At 38.8% G+C, this 14,079-nt stretch carries 12 protein-coding genes; 4 read left to right on the top strand and 8 right to left on the bottom strand.

The features are described from left to right. The first annotated feature begins 9 nt into the window (after positions 1 to 9). Positions 10 to 2,871 carry a PAS domain-containing hybrid sensor histidine kinase/response regulator gene (locus IFO69_RS01905; protein ID WP_192007447.1) on the top strand — a complete coding sequence of 954 codons (2,862 nt, stop codon included), beginning with the start codon at positions 10 to 12 and terminating at the stop codon, positions 2,869 to 2,871. Positions 2,872 to 2,910: 39 nt separating this feature from the next. On the opposite strand, the gene IFO69_RS01900 is transcribed toward IFO69_RS01905, so the two are convergent. The 6 genes from IFO69_RS01900 to IFO69_RS01875 all read right to left on the bottom strand — a co-directional run bounded on the left by IFO69_RS01900 (position 2,911) and on the right by IFO69_RS01875 (position 9,414). Continuing rightward, positions 2,911 to 4,194, bottom strand: coding sequence for a dihydrolipoamide acetyltransferase family protein (locus tag IFO69_RS01900; RefSeq protein ID WP_192007445.1), 1,284 nt, complete (start codon positions 4,192 to 4,194; stop codon positions 2,911 to 2,913). Positions 4,195 to 4,279: 85 nt separating this feature from the next. Next, complete coding sequence (locus tag IFO69_RS01895) at positions 4,280 to 5,536, bottom strand: competence/damage-inducible protein A (RefSeq protein WP_192007443.1); 1,257 nt, start codon at positions 5,534 to 5,536, stop codon at positions 4,280 to 4,282. Between the two features lie 12 nt (positions 5,537 to 5,548). After that, positions 5,549 to 6,046, bottom strand: coding sequence for a dihydrofolate reductase (locus IFO69_RS01890; RefSeq protein WP_192007440.1), 498 nt, complete (start codon positions 6,044 to 6,046; stop codon positions 5,549 to 5,551). A gap of 101 nt (positions 6,047 to 6,147) precedes the next feature. Further along, the gene (locus IFO69_RS01885) at positions 6,148 to 7,077 is read right to left on the bottom strand and encodes a DUF4412 domain-containing protein (RefSeq protein ID WP_192007438.1); all 930 of its coding nucleotides are present in this window, start codon (positions 7,075 to 7,077) and stop codon (positions 6,148 to 6,150) included. A gap of 182 nt (positions 7,078 to 7,259) precedes the next feature. Then, a complete protein-coding gene (gene fmt / locus IFO69_RS01880; RefSeq protein WP_192008949.1) occupies positions 7,260 to 8,180 on the bottom strand; it encodes a methionyl-tRNA formyltransferase in 921 nt (306 codons plus the stop codon). Between the two features lie 19 nt (positions 8,181 to 8,199). Further along, positions 8,200 to 9,414, bottom strand: a complete 1,215-nt coding sequence (locus IFO69_RS01875) for an exo-beta-N-acetylmuramidase NamZ family protein (protein ID WP_192007436.1) — start codon at positions 9,412 to 9,414, stop codon at positions 8,200 to 8,202. A 40-nt stretch (positions 9,415 to 9,454) separates the two neighbouring features. On the opposite strand from IFO69_RS01875, the gene IFO69_RS01870 reads away from it, so the two are divergent. Beyond that, entirely contained in the window at positions 9,455 to 10,675 is a 1,221-nt protein-coding gene (locus tag IFO69_RS01870; RefSeq protein WP_192007434.1) for an ABC transporter permease, read from the top strand. Here IFO69_RS01870 and IFO69_RS01865 read toward each other — a convergent pair. Further along, complete coding sequence (locus IFO69_RS01865) at positions 10,659 to 11,411, bottom strand: polyprenol monophosphomannose synthase (RefSeq protein ID WP_192007432.1); 753 nt, start codon at positions 11,409 to 11,411, stop codon at positions 10,659 to 10,661. The two genes, IFO69_RS01870 and IFO69_RS01865, sit on opposite strands and share 17 nt — an antisense overlap. Positions 11,412 to 11,565: 154 nt before the next feature. Further along, positions 11,566 to 12,351 carry a tetratricopeptide repeat protein gene (locus tag IFO69_RS01860; RefSeq protein ID WP_192007430.1) on the bottom strand — a complete coding sequence of 262 codons (786 nt, stop codon included), beginning with the start codon at positions 12,349 to 12,351 and terminating at the stop codon, positions 11,566 to 11,568. Between the two features lie 157 nt (positions 12,352 to 12,508). Between IFO69_RS01860 and IFO69_RS01855 the strand changes: the two genes are divergently transcribed. Then, positions 12,509 to 12,931: a heavy-metal-associated domain-containing protein gene (locus IFO69_RS01855; RefSeq protein WP_192007428.1), complete on the top strand. Its 423-nt coding sequence runs from the start codon at positions 12,509 to 12,511 to the stop codon at positions 12,929 to 12,931. Between the two features lie 23 nt (positions 12,932 to 12,954). Beyond that, complete coding sequence (locus IFO69_RS01850) at positions 12,955 to 14,016, top strand: globin family protein (RefSeq protein WP_317173405.1); 1,062 nt, start codon at positions 12,955 to 12,957, stop codon at positions 14,014 to 14,016. Positions 14,017 to 14,079: the final 63 nt, after the last annotated feature.

The following is a 14,079-nucleotide window of genomic DNA, read 5'->3' as shown; positions in this document are numbered from 1 at the left end:
AGACATTTTATGAACAATACGGACAAATCACAGCGATTTCTTGTACTAGTTTGGATGTCCATAGCGTCTATTGTTCTTATTTTGTTTTTGGCTTATTTTTTCTACAATACACTTTCAAATAACTTGTTGGGCAACAGTAAACAGTTTTTAAACAAACAAGTTGAAATAGCGTCAAATGAAGTACAGAGGAGATTCAATTCTCTCCATGAAGACCTGACTTATTATACACAAAGTCTGGAAAGTTTTTCCAGTTTTGATACCGAGGAGAAGATTCAATTACATGAAGCTCGCACGAGAAGACTGCTGAATTCCTATAGAACTTTGGTGGACACCTTGTTTTTGGATGTGGCAAATATGAGACTGGCCTATTTGATCAGGGATAATAATTACTTCGAAAAAATTGAAATTCCAGCAAATCGGACTTTTAATGATCCAGGAAAATATGTCAAAGTAAGTTCTCATAAGGAACCCATCACTCTGATTGCTTCTGTTAATATAGAACAATTTCTTTCTGATTATGCCTCTAACCATTATCTGGGAGAAAGTGGATTTAAATTTTATTTTGTAAATGGAGAACCCCATTTCATCAAGGAGGGCGGTTCCTCAAAAGAGGCTGGCTTTTCAGATAAAACGCTAAAGGAAATCAATAATGAGATTTCTGGGGGATTACGTGGTATTTACATGGGGGGGGTAAAAGGCTCGGGAGAACATGAGTTCGAAACTGGTGCGATTATCGCCCAATATCCTTTTGATTTGTATCCATTGAATAGTGAGTTTGCTTTTGTATTTGCACAAGATAGAAGCGTAATTATCTCCAGACTTTATGGGACTTATCTCTATATCGTGGTGGGTTTGTTTTTACTTTTGATTTTAATTCTCTTTTTAATGATACGGCACTTTAGAAGTATCAATGAAAAGAATTATGAGCTGGAGAAAAAATCCGATGAGATCAACCTCTTATTCGATCAGCAAACCATGTTGCTTCAGGAAATCAATGGATATGTTTTCTATCATGACAAAAAAGGAAAAATATACAATGTAAGTGATAATTTAATCGAGGTATTAGGGTATTCAAAAGAAGAGTTTATTGAGAATAATAAGTCCTATGTTGTCCAAGAAGATTTGGAAACTTTGAGAAAGGAGGCTATCAAAGCCATACAGGAAAAACAAGATTACCTGACCTATGAGTTGAGCATTGTCAAGAAGGATGGGACCATAATTCGGACGAAAAGCTTCGAGAAAATGTTTTATGATGATGAGGGGAATTTCATGAGTAGTGTTGGGATTTGTACTGATATCAATGAAAAGTACTTGGCAGAACAAGAGCTTATAAAGAGCGAAAATCGGCTTAGAGCAGTTCTAAACAGCCTCCCTGATATTATTTTTATTTATAATAATGAAGGTATTTTTCTTGATTTCTATGTACAGAATAGGGATTTGTTAATAGAACCTCCTGAAGACTCTATTGGTAGGCATATTGTGGAAGTGGTTCCTGAATCCAAAAAGGAAATACTAAATGGAGCCTTTAATAGAGCACTTAAAACTGGTAAAACCCAAAAAGTGGAAGTGGTTCTTAATACAGGAAATGGAAAAAGGTTTCTCCAGGTGAGGTTCTTTAAGTTGGACGAAGAACGAATGATTTCCGTAGGAAGGGATGTGACTGAGCAAAGACTGTGGGAAAAAGGTTTGCAGGAAGCAAAAGAAGTAGCTGAAGTGGCCAATAAGGCTAAGTCAGAATTTTTGGCTAGTATGAGTCATGAAATCAGAACCCCAATGAACGGGCTCCTAGGAATGATTGGTTTATTGGAGAATACTTCGCTTGATGAAGATCAGGAGAGTTTTGTAAAGGTGATCAGAGATTCAGGTGAGTCACTATTGTCCATTATTAAAGATATTCTAGACTATTCTAAAATCGAAGAAGGAAAATTAGAACTAAATGTAAGCAGTTTCCAATTTAGAGAGGAGCTCAAAAGAGTGATCAGTATTTTTTCGGGTATGGTCACCGAAAAGAAAATTTCTTTAAATGTCAGCATATCTGATGAAATCCCAGTATGGATGGTATTGGATAAGGAAAAGTTGAGCCAAATTCTCTTTAACATAATTGGTAATGCCATTAAATTTACTCCAAAAGGAGGTACTGTTGATCTAAAGGTAACAGGAGAACCGATTTTGGATAAGAATTTTATGATATACTTTTTGGTAAAAGACACAGGGGTTGGGATTCCAAAGTCCAAAATCCCCCAATTGATCAATCCTTTCACCCAAGCAGATAGAGGTATTTTGGAAGAGAGAAGTGGGACTGGATTGGGCCTGGCTATTGCCAATAAGTTAATTGAATTAATGGGTGGGAGCTTACAGATTGAGAGTGAACTTGATGAGGGCTCTGAGTTTTCATTTACAATTTTTTCCAGAGTATCTGAAAGTGCAGAGCAAGACAATAGGGACTTTGAAAGGTATTCAAAAGGAGATTATGCACTTTCCCATATTTCAGATAAGTATCCACTCGAAATCTTGCTCGTAGAAGACAATGATATCAACCTAAAATTTATGAAGTTACTCATGAAACAATTAGGGTATGAGGTGGATACAGCGCATAACGGGATAGAAGCGGTAAAAGCAGTAAGGGCTAAAAAGTATGATATGATCTTTATGGATTATCAAATGCCTCTTATGAATGGCCTGGAAGCTTCTCAAAGTATTAGAACCATCAAGAATGGTGCTGATGTAAGGATCGTAGGGCTTTCTGCCAATGTGTTTAAGGAGGATATCGAAAAAGCTTTTCGTGCTGGTATGGATGATTACCTGACGAAACCAATTAAAATCAGGGATATAGTCAAGAAAATTAAAGAAAGCTTTGAGCTAAATATCTAAAAGGAAAGCCTGATGAATTTTCATCAGGCTTTCCTTTTTTTACAGTTTGGTATTGATATCAAATGCTTCCAAATATTCAGCAACTCTCTTGACAAACATTCCGCCAAGTGAACCATCCACTACCCTATGGTCATAACTGTGAGAAAGGAACATTTTATGCCTGATAGCAATTACATCTCCAGTTGGTGTCTCCACTACAGCCGGTTTTTTAGTGATGGCTCCTACAGCTAAAATGGCGACTTGAGGCTGCATGATAATAGGCGTTCCCATCACATTACCAAATGACCCAACATTAGAAATGGTATAAGTGCCACCTGATAGTTCGTCAGGAGATAATTTATTAGCCCTGGCTCTAGCGGCTAGGTCATTGACTTTTTTGGAGAGCCCAACAAGGTTCAGTTCATTGGCTTTTCTGATTACAGGTACAATTAGGTTTCCGCTTGGAAGCGCTACTGCCACCCCAATATTGATGTCCTTCTTCTTAATAATCTTATCTCCATCGACAGAGATATTGATCATCGGGAAATCCTGGATAGCTTTAGCCACTGCTTCAATGAAGAACGGAGTAAAGGTAATCGGCTCTCCTTCCTTTTGTTTATAGGCATCTTTGACTTTATTTCTCCATAACACAATATTGGTCACATCCGCTTCAACGAAAGAAGTTACGTGTGGAGAAATCCTCTTAGACTCTACCATACGTTCAGAAATCATTTTTCTCATTCGATCCATTTCGATGATTTCATCTCCAGCGCTAATGCTAGGGGAAGCTTTAGGGGAAGCTATGGTTGAAGCTGAAATAGGATTGGATCCTCTGGTTTTGAGGTAGCTTAGCATGTCGTTTTTGGTGACACGACCGTCTTTACCTGTTCCCGGTATGGTAGCTAATTCAGCTTTATTAATTTCTTCTTCTTTAGCTATACTAAGCACCAGGGGAGAATAAAACCTATCATCCGAAACTTTGGATGCTGACGTTTCTGCTACAAGTGCAGCTGTTTGTGCAGGGGCTGCAGCTATCAATTCTTCTTTTTGTATGTCTTTATCATTGTTTGAAACAGGGCTCTCTGACTTTTCTTCAGTTTCTCCTTCTATTTCAATTATTGCAATTGGGGCACCTACAGCGATTACATCACCTTCTTTTGCCAATATTTTCTTCAGCACACCCGCATGAGAAGAAGGAACCTCTGTATCCACTTTATCAGTTGCTACCTCAAGTACAGATTCATCTTGTTCAATGGCCTCTCCTTCACTTTTTAACCAGGTCAGGATAGTGCCTTCTATAATACTTTCACCCATTTTGGGCATTACCATTTCTACAGTTGCCATATAATATTTACTTAATTGGGTTTATCTCCTGCTTTTAAAATTATATTTTAATTTTATGCTTTCAAAATGCTATTAACGGAATTTGTTAAAAGTTTTCATTTGTTAGCTGTTTTCGTAATAAGCTGAGAACGGCTATAGCTGAATACTGGATGTTTAAAGTCCTGTCATGAGCCAATTGCAGTTTTTTGGTTTTTACTCCTTTTTCAGATGCGCAGGCAATCCATACTGTTCCTATCGGTTTTTCTGGGGAGCCACCTCCCGGCCCTGCAATTCCACTGCTTGCCAAGCCAAAATCTGATTTGAACTTTTTCCTAACCATTTGAGCCATCTCTATCACCGTCTCTTCGCTTACGGCTCCATGGTCTTTTAAGGTAAGAGTATTGACACCAAGCAGGTTTGATTTGAACTGGTTGTGATAGGGGATTATCGCGCCATTGAAATAATTGCTGCTGCCAGGAACACTGGTGATAAGATGGGAAATATAACCACCAGTACAGCTTTCTGCAAATGACACGGTTTTGTTCTGATGTATCAATATTTTTCCCACAGCTTCTTCCAGTGTCTCTTGATCAAAACCGTAAATATAGGTTTTGATCAAAGGAGTAACTTTTTCAATTTCTACTAAGACATCCCTTTCTAGTTGATCATAGTCATCCCCAAAAGCAGTCAGCCTAAGCTTCACTTGACCCAATGATGGTAAATAAGCCAATTTGATATGACTAGGAAGAGCATCTTCCCAATCGATAATCATATCTGCTAGCCAGCTTTCGCCTATCCCTACTGTTTTGATCACTTTATGATAGATCACTGGAAGTGGAAATATTTCTTTTATTTTGGGCAAAACAAACACCTCCATTAAGTGTTTCATTTCGTGAGGAACTCCAGGCATAGACATCCATACCGCACCATTTTCTTCAAACCACATTCCCGGGGCTGTACCCATGGCGTTTTTAACGTAAGTACACTTTGTAGGAAGGTGGCCTTGGAGCTTATTGAGGGGAGTCAGTTCACGGCCTCTTTTTTCAAAGAAGAGTTTAACGTCATCTATGGCTTCTTGAACTGGTTCAATGCTACAGTTGAAATACTTTGCCATAAGTGGCTTGGTGAGGTCATCTTTGGTTGGACCTAATCCACCAGTGATAAGAATGATGTTTGCACGCTTTTCAGCACTTGAAAAGGCATGTAAGATGTCCTTTTCGTTATCTCCGACGGTTGTTTTTCTCACCACTCTGACACCTATTTGATCAAGCTGTTGGCTAATCCAATGGCTGTTTGTGTCTTGAATTTGGCCATAAAGCAATTCATCCCCAATGGCTATAATTTCAGCTGTTACTTCTTGCATAGAGTTCTTGAATTATTGGATTCTGCGATAAACAGTAAAAGTGAAATCAAATTCGTTTTTCTCATCCTTGATATGTGGTTCTTCGGAAGTTTTTTTCCAGTTTTCTGGCTTTATTTCAGGAAAGTAGGCATCTCCATCCGGTTCACAGTCTACTTCCGTGATCAATAGTTCGTCTACATAGGGTAGTGCTAGCTTATAGATTTCTGCTCCTCCGATTACATATGCCTTTTCTTGATTATGGCTTTTAGTGAGTTTCAAAGCCTCTTCTATATTGTGAACCACATAATGTCCCTCAGGGATTTTATAATCTTTGTTTCTGGTTATCACCACCGAGGTTCGGTTGGGAAGTGGTTTCCCCATGGATTCATAGGTTTTCCTACCCATGATGATATAATGGCCACTGGTCTTTTTTTTGAAATATTGGAGGTCGGCTGAAAGGCGCCAAATCAATTGATTATCCTTTCCAATGATGTTGTTTTTAGCTTTAGCTACAATGATAGAAACTGTCAAAACCTAGGATTTTTTGAATTGCACAAGATACCAAGGTTTTTCCATCCTTTAAAAAATGGTTGTTAAAAAGTTTGGGCAAATATGGATTCAAAAAGAAGAGGCTAGTTTTGCCCCTCCATGGCATTTGTATAATCTGACATATTGAAATCAAAATTTTCAGTGGTATTGATTTCCAAAATCTTCATCCTTGAAATTCCATCATCTTCTTTTGAGCGATAAGTCATTTCCAATACGTTACCATCTGGAAGCTTGCTGTAATAAGCTTGGTACTTGGTTTGCATTTTCTTGGAAAACATAAAATTGTTTTTGGACCAATAAGATGCATATCCTTGGATAGGTTCCTTGCTCACCCAAAACGATGAAGTAAATTCTTCGTTTTCGGCATGGTACTCCTCACATTCATAGCCAAGAATCGTTTTGGTGTTGCCTGTCTTTTCAAAAGTCAGCTTGGTTTCTTCTACCTCCTCTATCTTTTCATCTGCAGCAGTTCCCATCATATTTGACCAATCCATACCATAGGCTATTCTGGATTTTTCACCTTTTTTACTTTCCATCAATAAGATGGTAGCACTGTTTTTATTGTCAAAAATCATAATGGTGCTTTCCACATCTTTTTCTTCTGGGTCCATCTGCATGGCCCAAACTTCGTTTTCATTGCCCAAAAAAGACTTGAAGGAGACTGGATCCATTTCTTTGCCTTTTTCATCAGTGCCGGAAATTTCCATTTCTGTAAATCCAGTAAAATGATAGCTGTCTTCAGTATCTACGTTCATGTTGATACTGCCCATCATCTTGCCGTAATCATAATTTCCTCCCTCGTAGTCAGTGGGAGGCCCGAAAATTTGTTCTAAATATTTGTCCGTTTGTTTTTGAGCAGCATTCTCTACTTCTTTGCTTACTCTTCTGTCCACAGCGTTACCTACTCCTTCTTGGGCGGCTTTTTTTAGCTTTTTGATAAATTGGGCTTCGGCAAGTGCTGGAAAAAGAAAAACTGCCAGTAAAATCGATAAAAATGATTTGTGAAATTTCATGGTTAAGATGCATTTATGTTAATATAAATATAATAATTTTACAGGTAAAAGGCTAGCGTCGAGAGGGAATAGGCAGTGTTTGAAATATTACATGATACTTGGGAATGAGTATCTGGTAGGGGATCAAAAAAGTCCGGCTACTATAAGCAACCGGACAGGAGAGGTTTTGCAGTTAACTGGGCTTAAAGCTTGTTGCCTCTTAGGAACTCATCAATATTCATTCTCTTTTTACCTTGCAGTTGGAGTTCCTTTATAGAAAGTGCTCCTTTGCCAGTTTGAATATGTAGATAAGTTTTATTATCAGTTTCAAACTCACCTGGGACTTTGTCAGGCAGGGATTCTATAAGTGAGCTTTCATAGATTTTACAAATTTTTTCATTCAATGTAGTCCATGCTGCAGGATACGGAGAAAGACCTCTGACCAAGTTATGGACATCTATAGCACTCTTCTCCCAATTGATTTCGCAGGTTTCCTTGAAGATTTTTGGAGCATGATGGTGAGCTAAGCTTTCATCTTGGATAGCCGTAGTGACTTTACCCTTTGCTACTTCTTCAATGGTCTTGAGTACCAATTTTGAGCCTCTTTTCATGAGTTTTTCATAAAGGCTACCAATATTGTCCTCCGAGAGAATGGGTTCTTTTTCTTGGAAAATAATGCTTCCAGTGTCAATTTCATGCTTCAAGAAAAACGTCGTAACACCGGTTTCTTTTTCACCATTGATAATGGCCCAATTGATGGGAGCAGCTCCTCGGTAATTGGGTAGTAAGGAAGCATGAAGGTTAAAAGTGCCTTTTGGAGGCATGTTCCAAACAACCTCAGGAAGCATTCGGAAAGCGACCACCACTTGAATATCTGCTTGGTAGCTCTTCAACTCTTCAATAAAATCCGGAGCCTTAAGGTTGGTAGGCTGTAGAACAGGAATATCGTGTTTTTCTGCTGCTACTTTCACTGCAGAAGGAATCAGCTTTTGACCTCTGCCCTTAGGCTTATCAGGAGCAGTAATGACGGCGACTACATTCCAGCCATTTTCTACTAGTATTTCTAAAGAAGGTACCGCGAATTCCGGGGTGCCCATGTAAATGATACGAAGATCCTTATTCATCTTATAATTCTTGGTTACTTTATCGATAAAGCAGGTATTTTTCTCTTTTGCTTTTATAGGCATCAAGTCCTGCTTGCCATCCGGCCTTTATTTCTGCTTCGGTTTTATCTGCCAGAATATCTTTCTTTAATTGATCCGAACCTGCGAGTTTATTGAAGAAGCTGTTGAAAAATTTCTCTTTAAGTCCTGATTTTTGGTACATCTCCAATAGATATTTTAGGGTAAATTGATGGTCCAGCTCGCTTTCTCTAAGATCGGTTCCAAAACATAATTTCCCTTCATGTGGAGGGTGTTTACTCATGCCTTGAATACTTTCAGGAGTAAAGGTAAATTTGCCAAACTTAGGGTCTGGTGCTCCGAATACCTGAAAAGGGTAATATGTGCCTCGACCAACACTGATATCGGTACCTTCAAAAAAACACAAGGAAGGGTAGAGCCTAATGGAAACATCATTGGGTAAGTTAGGAGAAGGTTTTATAGGAAGGGAATAGTGCATACTATGGTCCCAATTGGCTACTGGGATGACAGTAATGTCTGCTTTTATACCATTTTTTAACCATCCCTCTCCGTTGATCATCTGGGCAAGCTCACCCATGGTAAGCCCGTGGACTACAGGAATGGGGTGCATGCCCACAAAGCTTTTATAGGCCTTATCCAAGATAGGGCCATCAATATAATCGCCATTAGGGTTGGGACGATCCATGATGATCATGGGCTTATTCTGTTCTGCACATGCCTCCATGACATAATGCATGGTGCTGATATAGGTGTAAAACCGAACTCCCACATCCTGGAAGTCAAATACAACTACATCAATATCCATCAAGGCTTCTTCAGACGGTTTTTTGTTGGCACCATACAATGAGACCAAGGGAATTCCAGTGTCCTTGTCTGTGTCATTTGCGATCACCTCCCCAGCATCAGCGTCTCCTCTAAAACCATGTTCTGGAACAAATATTTTTTGTACAGTAATGCCTTCAGAAAGTAGAAAATCAACTAAATGCTGATTGTTGCTTTGGGTAAGGATACTGGTTTGATTGGCGACTAATCCCACCTTTTTGCCTTTGAGCAAAGGAAGGTATTTTTCAGGCTGGTCTGCAGCAGGTAAAATAGGGTCTTCAGCGCTTTTGTTTATTCTATTGTTATTTTCCTTATCTCCTTTAGAGGAGTTTTTACAATAAGCCAATGTACTTAGTGAAAATGTAAATAGAAGTATTAATTTTAACAGCTTCATATTAATTTGCATTTGAATCTTAACAAAATAAAACACTTCATTGAACCTTTCCTACTTCATTGCTAAAAGAATTAGTTTTAAAAGAACAGGTGGATTTACAGGAACCATACATCGCATTGCAGTAGCGAGTATTGCTATTGGCCTTTCCATACTCATACTCTCGTTTTTGATATTGGGAGGTTTCCAAGAAGTTGTTTCCAGCAAGGTGTTTTCCTTTACAGGTCACTATCAGGTTCATAAGTTTACCTCCAGCAATGCTTACGAAGACCTTCCTTCTAGCAAAAACAGTAACTTTTATAAAAAATATCATGAATACGGCTTTATTGGTCATGTACAGGAATATGCCTATAAGCCGGGGTTGCTCAAGGGAGATGAAGAGGTCCAAGGTGTGTTATTAAAAGGGATTGGTAAGGATTTTGATCAAGAAGTTTTTTCACAATCATTGAAATCAGGAAGGTTTATTCAGTTTGCTGAAGATGGAAGTGCGTCCAATGAGATATTACTAAGTAGCAAAATAGCCGATAAGCTAAGGTTAAAGGTCGGAGAAAAGATCATCATGTATTTCGTTCAGGACCCGCCCCGTTATCGCCGCTTTGATATTGTAGGGATTTATGAGACCTATCTAGAGGATTTTGATGATAAAGTCATTCTTGGAGATATTCAGACCATTAGAAACCTCAATGGGTGGGAAAATGATATGGTAGGTGGATTTGAGGTTTTTCTAAAGAATCCAAATCAGATTGATGAGATGGAAGATGAACTTTATGGCAGGATAGATTACGACCTCAAAATAGATAAAGTAACCGATAAATACATTCAGATTTTTGACTGGCTTAAATTGCTCAATAATAATGTGTATGTGTTTTTGGGATTGATCCTTTTCGTTGCCGCTTTTAATATGGTGGCGATTTTATTTATTCTGATTATGGAACGGACGCAAATGATTGGGATGCTCAAGGCTATGGGGAGTACTAATCGACAGATCAGAAGAATCTTCGTTTGGAATGGTATTCGGATTATTGGAAGGGGTTTGTTGATAGGAAATCTAATTGGCTTGGGTATTTGCGCACTTCAGGATTGGACAAAAGTCATAGGTTTGGACCCGACTAACTATTACATGAGTTATGTTCCGATCCAATGGAACTGGCCCATCATTATTTCTCTTAATGTTTTGGTTCTACTGGTAACTACTTTGGTACTTTTTATACCTGCCATGGTTATCAGTAATGTTCAGCCCATTAAGGCTATTCGGTTTGATTAGTGGCTTTTTTATATGGCTTAAATAAGCTCTTTAGTTTCATATAAATGACACCCATTACAGCTTCTCGGAAAATATGAGTAGACATTTTTGAAGTACCTTTCGTCCTGTCAGTAAAAATTATAGGAATTTCTACGATTTTATATCCTAGCTTCCAGGTAGTGAACTTCATTTCGATCTGAAAGGCATAGCCGACAAATTTGATTTTGTTGAGCTTGATACCTTCCAAAACACTTCTGTGATAACATTTGAAACCGGCTGTGGAGTCCTTGATGGGTAAGCCAGTGATGAACTGCACATAAACACTGGCAAAGTAGGACATCAATACCCTGCCCATGGGCCAGTTGACCACATTCACCCCTTTGATATAGCGTGAGCCAATGGCCATTTGGTAGCCATCTATGGCGCAGGCTTCATAAAGTCTGATCAGGTCTTTGGGGTTGTGGGAAAAGTCAGCATCCATCTCAAAGATATAGTCGTAGCCATTTTTTAAGGCGAATTTAAAGCCTTCAATATAAGCCGTTCCCAAGCCTAATTTTCCTTTTCTTTCCAATAGGTGTACCCTTTGAGGATAAGAACCCTGGGCGCTTTTGACCAACTTGGCAGTCCCATCTGGAGAATTGTCATCAATGATCAAAACTTCGAAAAGACCTGATAACTGCATGACAGCCTGGATGATATCCTGGATGTTCTCCTTTTCGTTGTAGGTCGGGATGATAACTAATTTCTTGTGGCTCATAATTTAAGTCCCAAAAATAGGACTTAAAGCGGTTTATTATAAAGTTAATGTGAAAAAATGTATTTAGGTTGACCAAAATACAAAAGTGAAATTGCTCAATAATTACACTTTGTTTTAAGTATAAGTAAGAGGTTAATGTCTTTAGAATTTAGACTCACATGCACTTGTCAAGGTTTTCTTTGGCGAATTCACTCCCGTGCTTTGCGGCCAATCTCAGGTCTCGGCAGGATTGACTGGGATTGGTGTCCATTAGACAGATAGCTCTTCGGGCAAGTGCATTATAATGATTGGGTTGGCTTTTTAATACCCTGTCAAAGTCCTCTGTCGCCCAATCTACCATCCCCATCCGCATATAGGCCAGCCCTCTATTGTAATAGGCCGTCAAATTGTCCCCAGAGTACATGATATACATATTAAATTGTGAGGCAGCCGTCCAGGCATCGCCAAGGTGGGCTTGAACTATTCCTCTATAAAAATAAATGGAGGCATTTTTTGGGTCGAGTTTTTTTGCCTCATAAAGGAAGTCTTCGGCTGATTTGAAATTCTCGTTTTTGATCATTGATCGGCCAAGCATAATCAATAGCTCTACATTTTTTGGGTCTTCTTTTGCAGCTAACAAGAAGTGCTTCTCTGCCTGCTGATATTCTTCTAATTCCCAATAAACTTTTCCCATTCCTGCCAAAGCCTGAGGGTCATTTGGAGCTAATTGCGTGATTCGTTTATAATCTGTCAGTGCCTCATTATACTTTTCCATGGCTTCATAGCTCATGGCTCTAAGTTGAAGGGCTTCCAGGTTTGACATTTTCATAAATAATACCCAGTTCAACTCAGAAATGGCATCCCCAAATTGTTGGTTCTTAAAATACTGGTTGGCTTTATCGAAACTTCCGCCACAGGAAGAAAAAAGCACAATGATCGCGATGGCAAATAACTGTTTCATATAAAAGTGTTTAGTTATAAAACTAATTAAATAGTTTTTAAAAATCAATGCTTTGATCAAATTATTGGATGTGCCTATTGTTTTTTTTTAAGGCAGGTAATCCAATAGATAGGTCAGGATCGTATGTTTTTGAAACAGACTTTAAACGAAAAGAACCATGATCAAGAAAATTATAATAGGAGTGGCATCGATAGTACTACTACTGGTAGCTACACTGGCGATTCATATTTATATGGTTACCAGTGAACGTCCTCAAGGTCCCAACTGGGCAATGAGTCAAATAGATTTTAATGAAGACATCGACTCCCTAAAATCTGAAAATATCAAGATTGATCTTTTAAAAAAAGAAGGTATGAGAGATGCGAGGATCAATCTAAGCGCTGATTATATGATTGTTTTATACGATAGGGTGAAGCACAATCCCCATGATTTGGTGAAAATGGTGAATAATGAATATGCGCTTCAATCTTCTCTTTTTCAGCCAAGCGAGGAGCAATTGGCTGCCAGTTGCCCTGCAATTAATAAAAGCTCTCTTACATACAAACTGGGGAGTTATTTCGAGAAAATATTTACTAACTGATAATTTTTACATAAACCTTAGAAATGATGAGAAAACTAAATCAATTGATGGCTTACCTGCTGCTTGGATCAGTGATGGTCTTCAGTTCTTGTGGAGATGACTATGAAGATTATGAGCCACCTGTAATGGACGACTCCTTTTATGCCACAAAGTTAGGAGGAGAAACAATGGTAGCTGACCCAAACAATCAGGGCCAAATGATCGAGCAAGGATATTTAAACCTTAGAACTGTGGTGGAAGGAACGGTATTGACCATCGCATCTGATGACAAATATGCCGAATTAAGACCTTATTTCAATGTATTGCTCGCCGAAGTTGGAGCAAATGACTTGTCTGGTTTTACAGCATTGGTTAAAGATTTTACAGAGTTATTGGCTCAGTCTACCGGAGCACAGAATTTCACCTATTCGGGCATGAGCATGGCAGATGCACACGACCCAACTAAAAATGATCGCATGAATGGGATGATCGATAATGACGATTTTGACCTATTCGTACAAGCGGTAGTACAATCTGCAACAGAAGCGGGATTTGGTAGTAATGATATTTTGGGGCCAGTAGGAGAATTGTTAGAAGGCACCAGAGATGCTATTGTTCAGCGAGAAGATGGTACCATGATAGACCTTTATACCCGATTGGGAGGGACAGTGATGGTGGATGATGGCAATGGCAATATGGTGGAAGCTGGCTATTTACCTTTACAAGCTGTAGTAACTGAAACAGTTCTTTTGGTAGCCAGTGATCCTGAATTTGCTGATCTTAAACCTTATTTCCCAGTGCTTTTGGCAGAAGTAGGAGCGAATGATTTATCTGGATTTAACACCTTAGTAGGAAACTTTAGTGATTTACTTGCTCAGTCAATTGGTTCCACGAACATTACTTACAGCGGAATGAATATGGCTGATGCCCATAATCCAGATGTAAATTCCAGAATGACCGGAAAAGTCACTTCGGAAGACTATGACTTGTTTATCCAAGCAGTAGTAAAAGCTGCTACCAACAAAGGAGTCCCTGAATCAATTATTGGAGAATTCGGAGCACTCTTGACGAGTGAAGGACTCAAAGGAGCAATTGTTCAAGGGTAATTGTTGTTAAACCAGATTATAAAACAGAAAGGCTTTCCAAATAGGAAAGCCTTTCTGTTTTAT

It is taken from the genome of Echinicola arenosa, assembly GCF_014841125.1.
GTDB lineage: Bacteria > Bacteroidota > Bacteroidia > Cytophagales > Cyclobacteriaceae > Echinicola > Echinicola arenosa.
The sequence above is the reverse complement of the archived record's forward strand: the minus strand, read 5'-3'. Positions and strand labels throughout refer to the sequence as shown.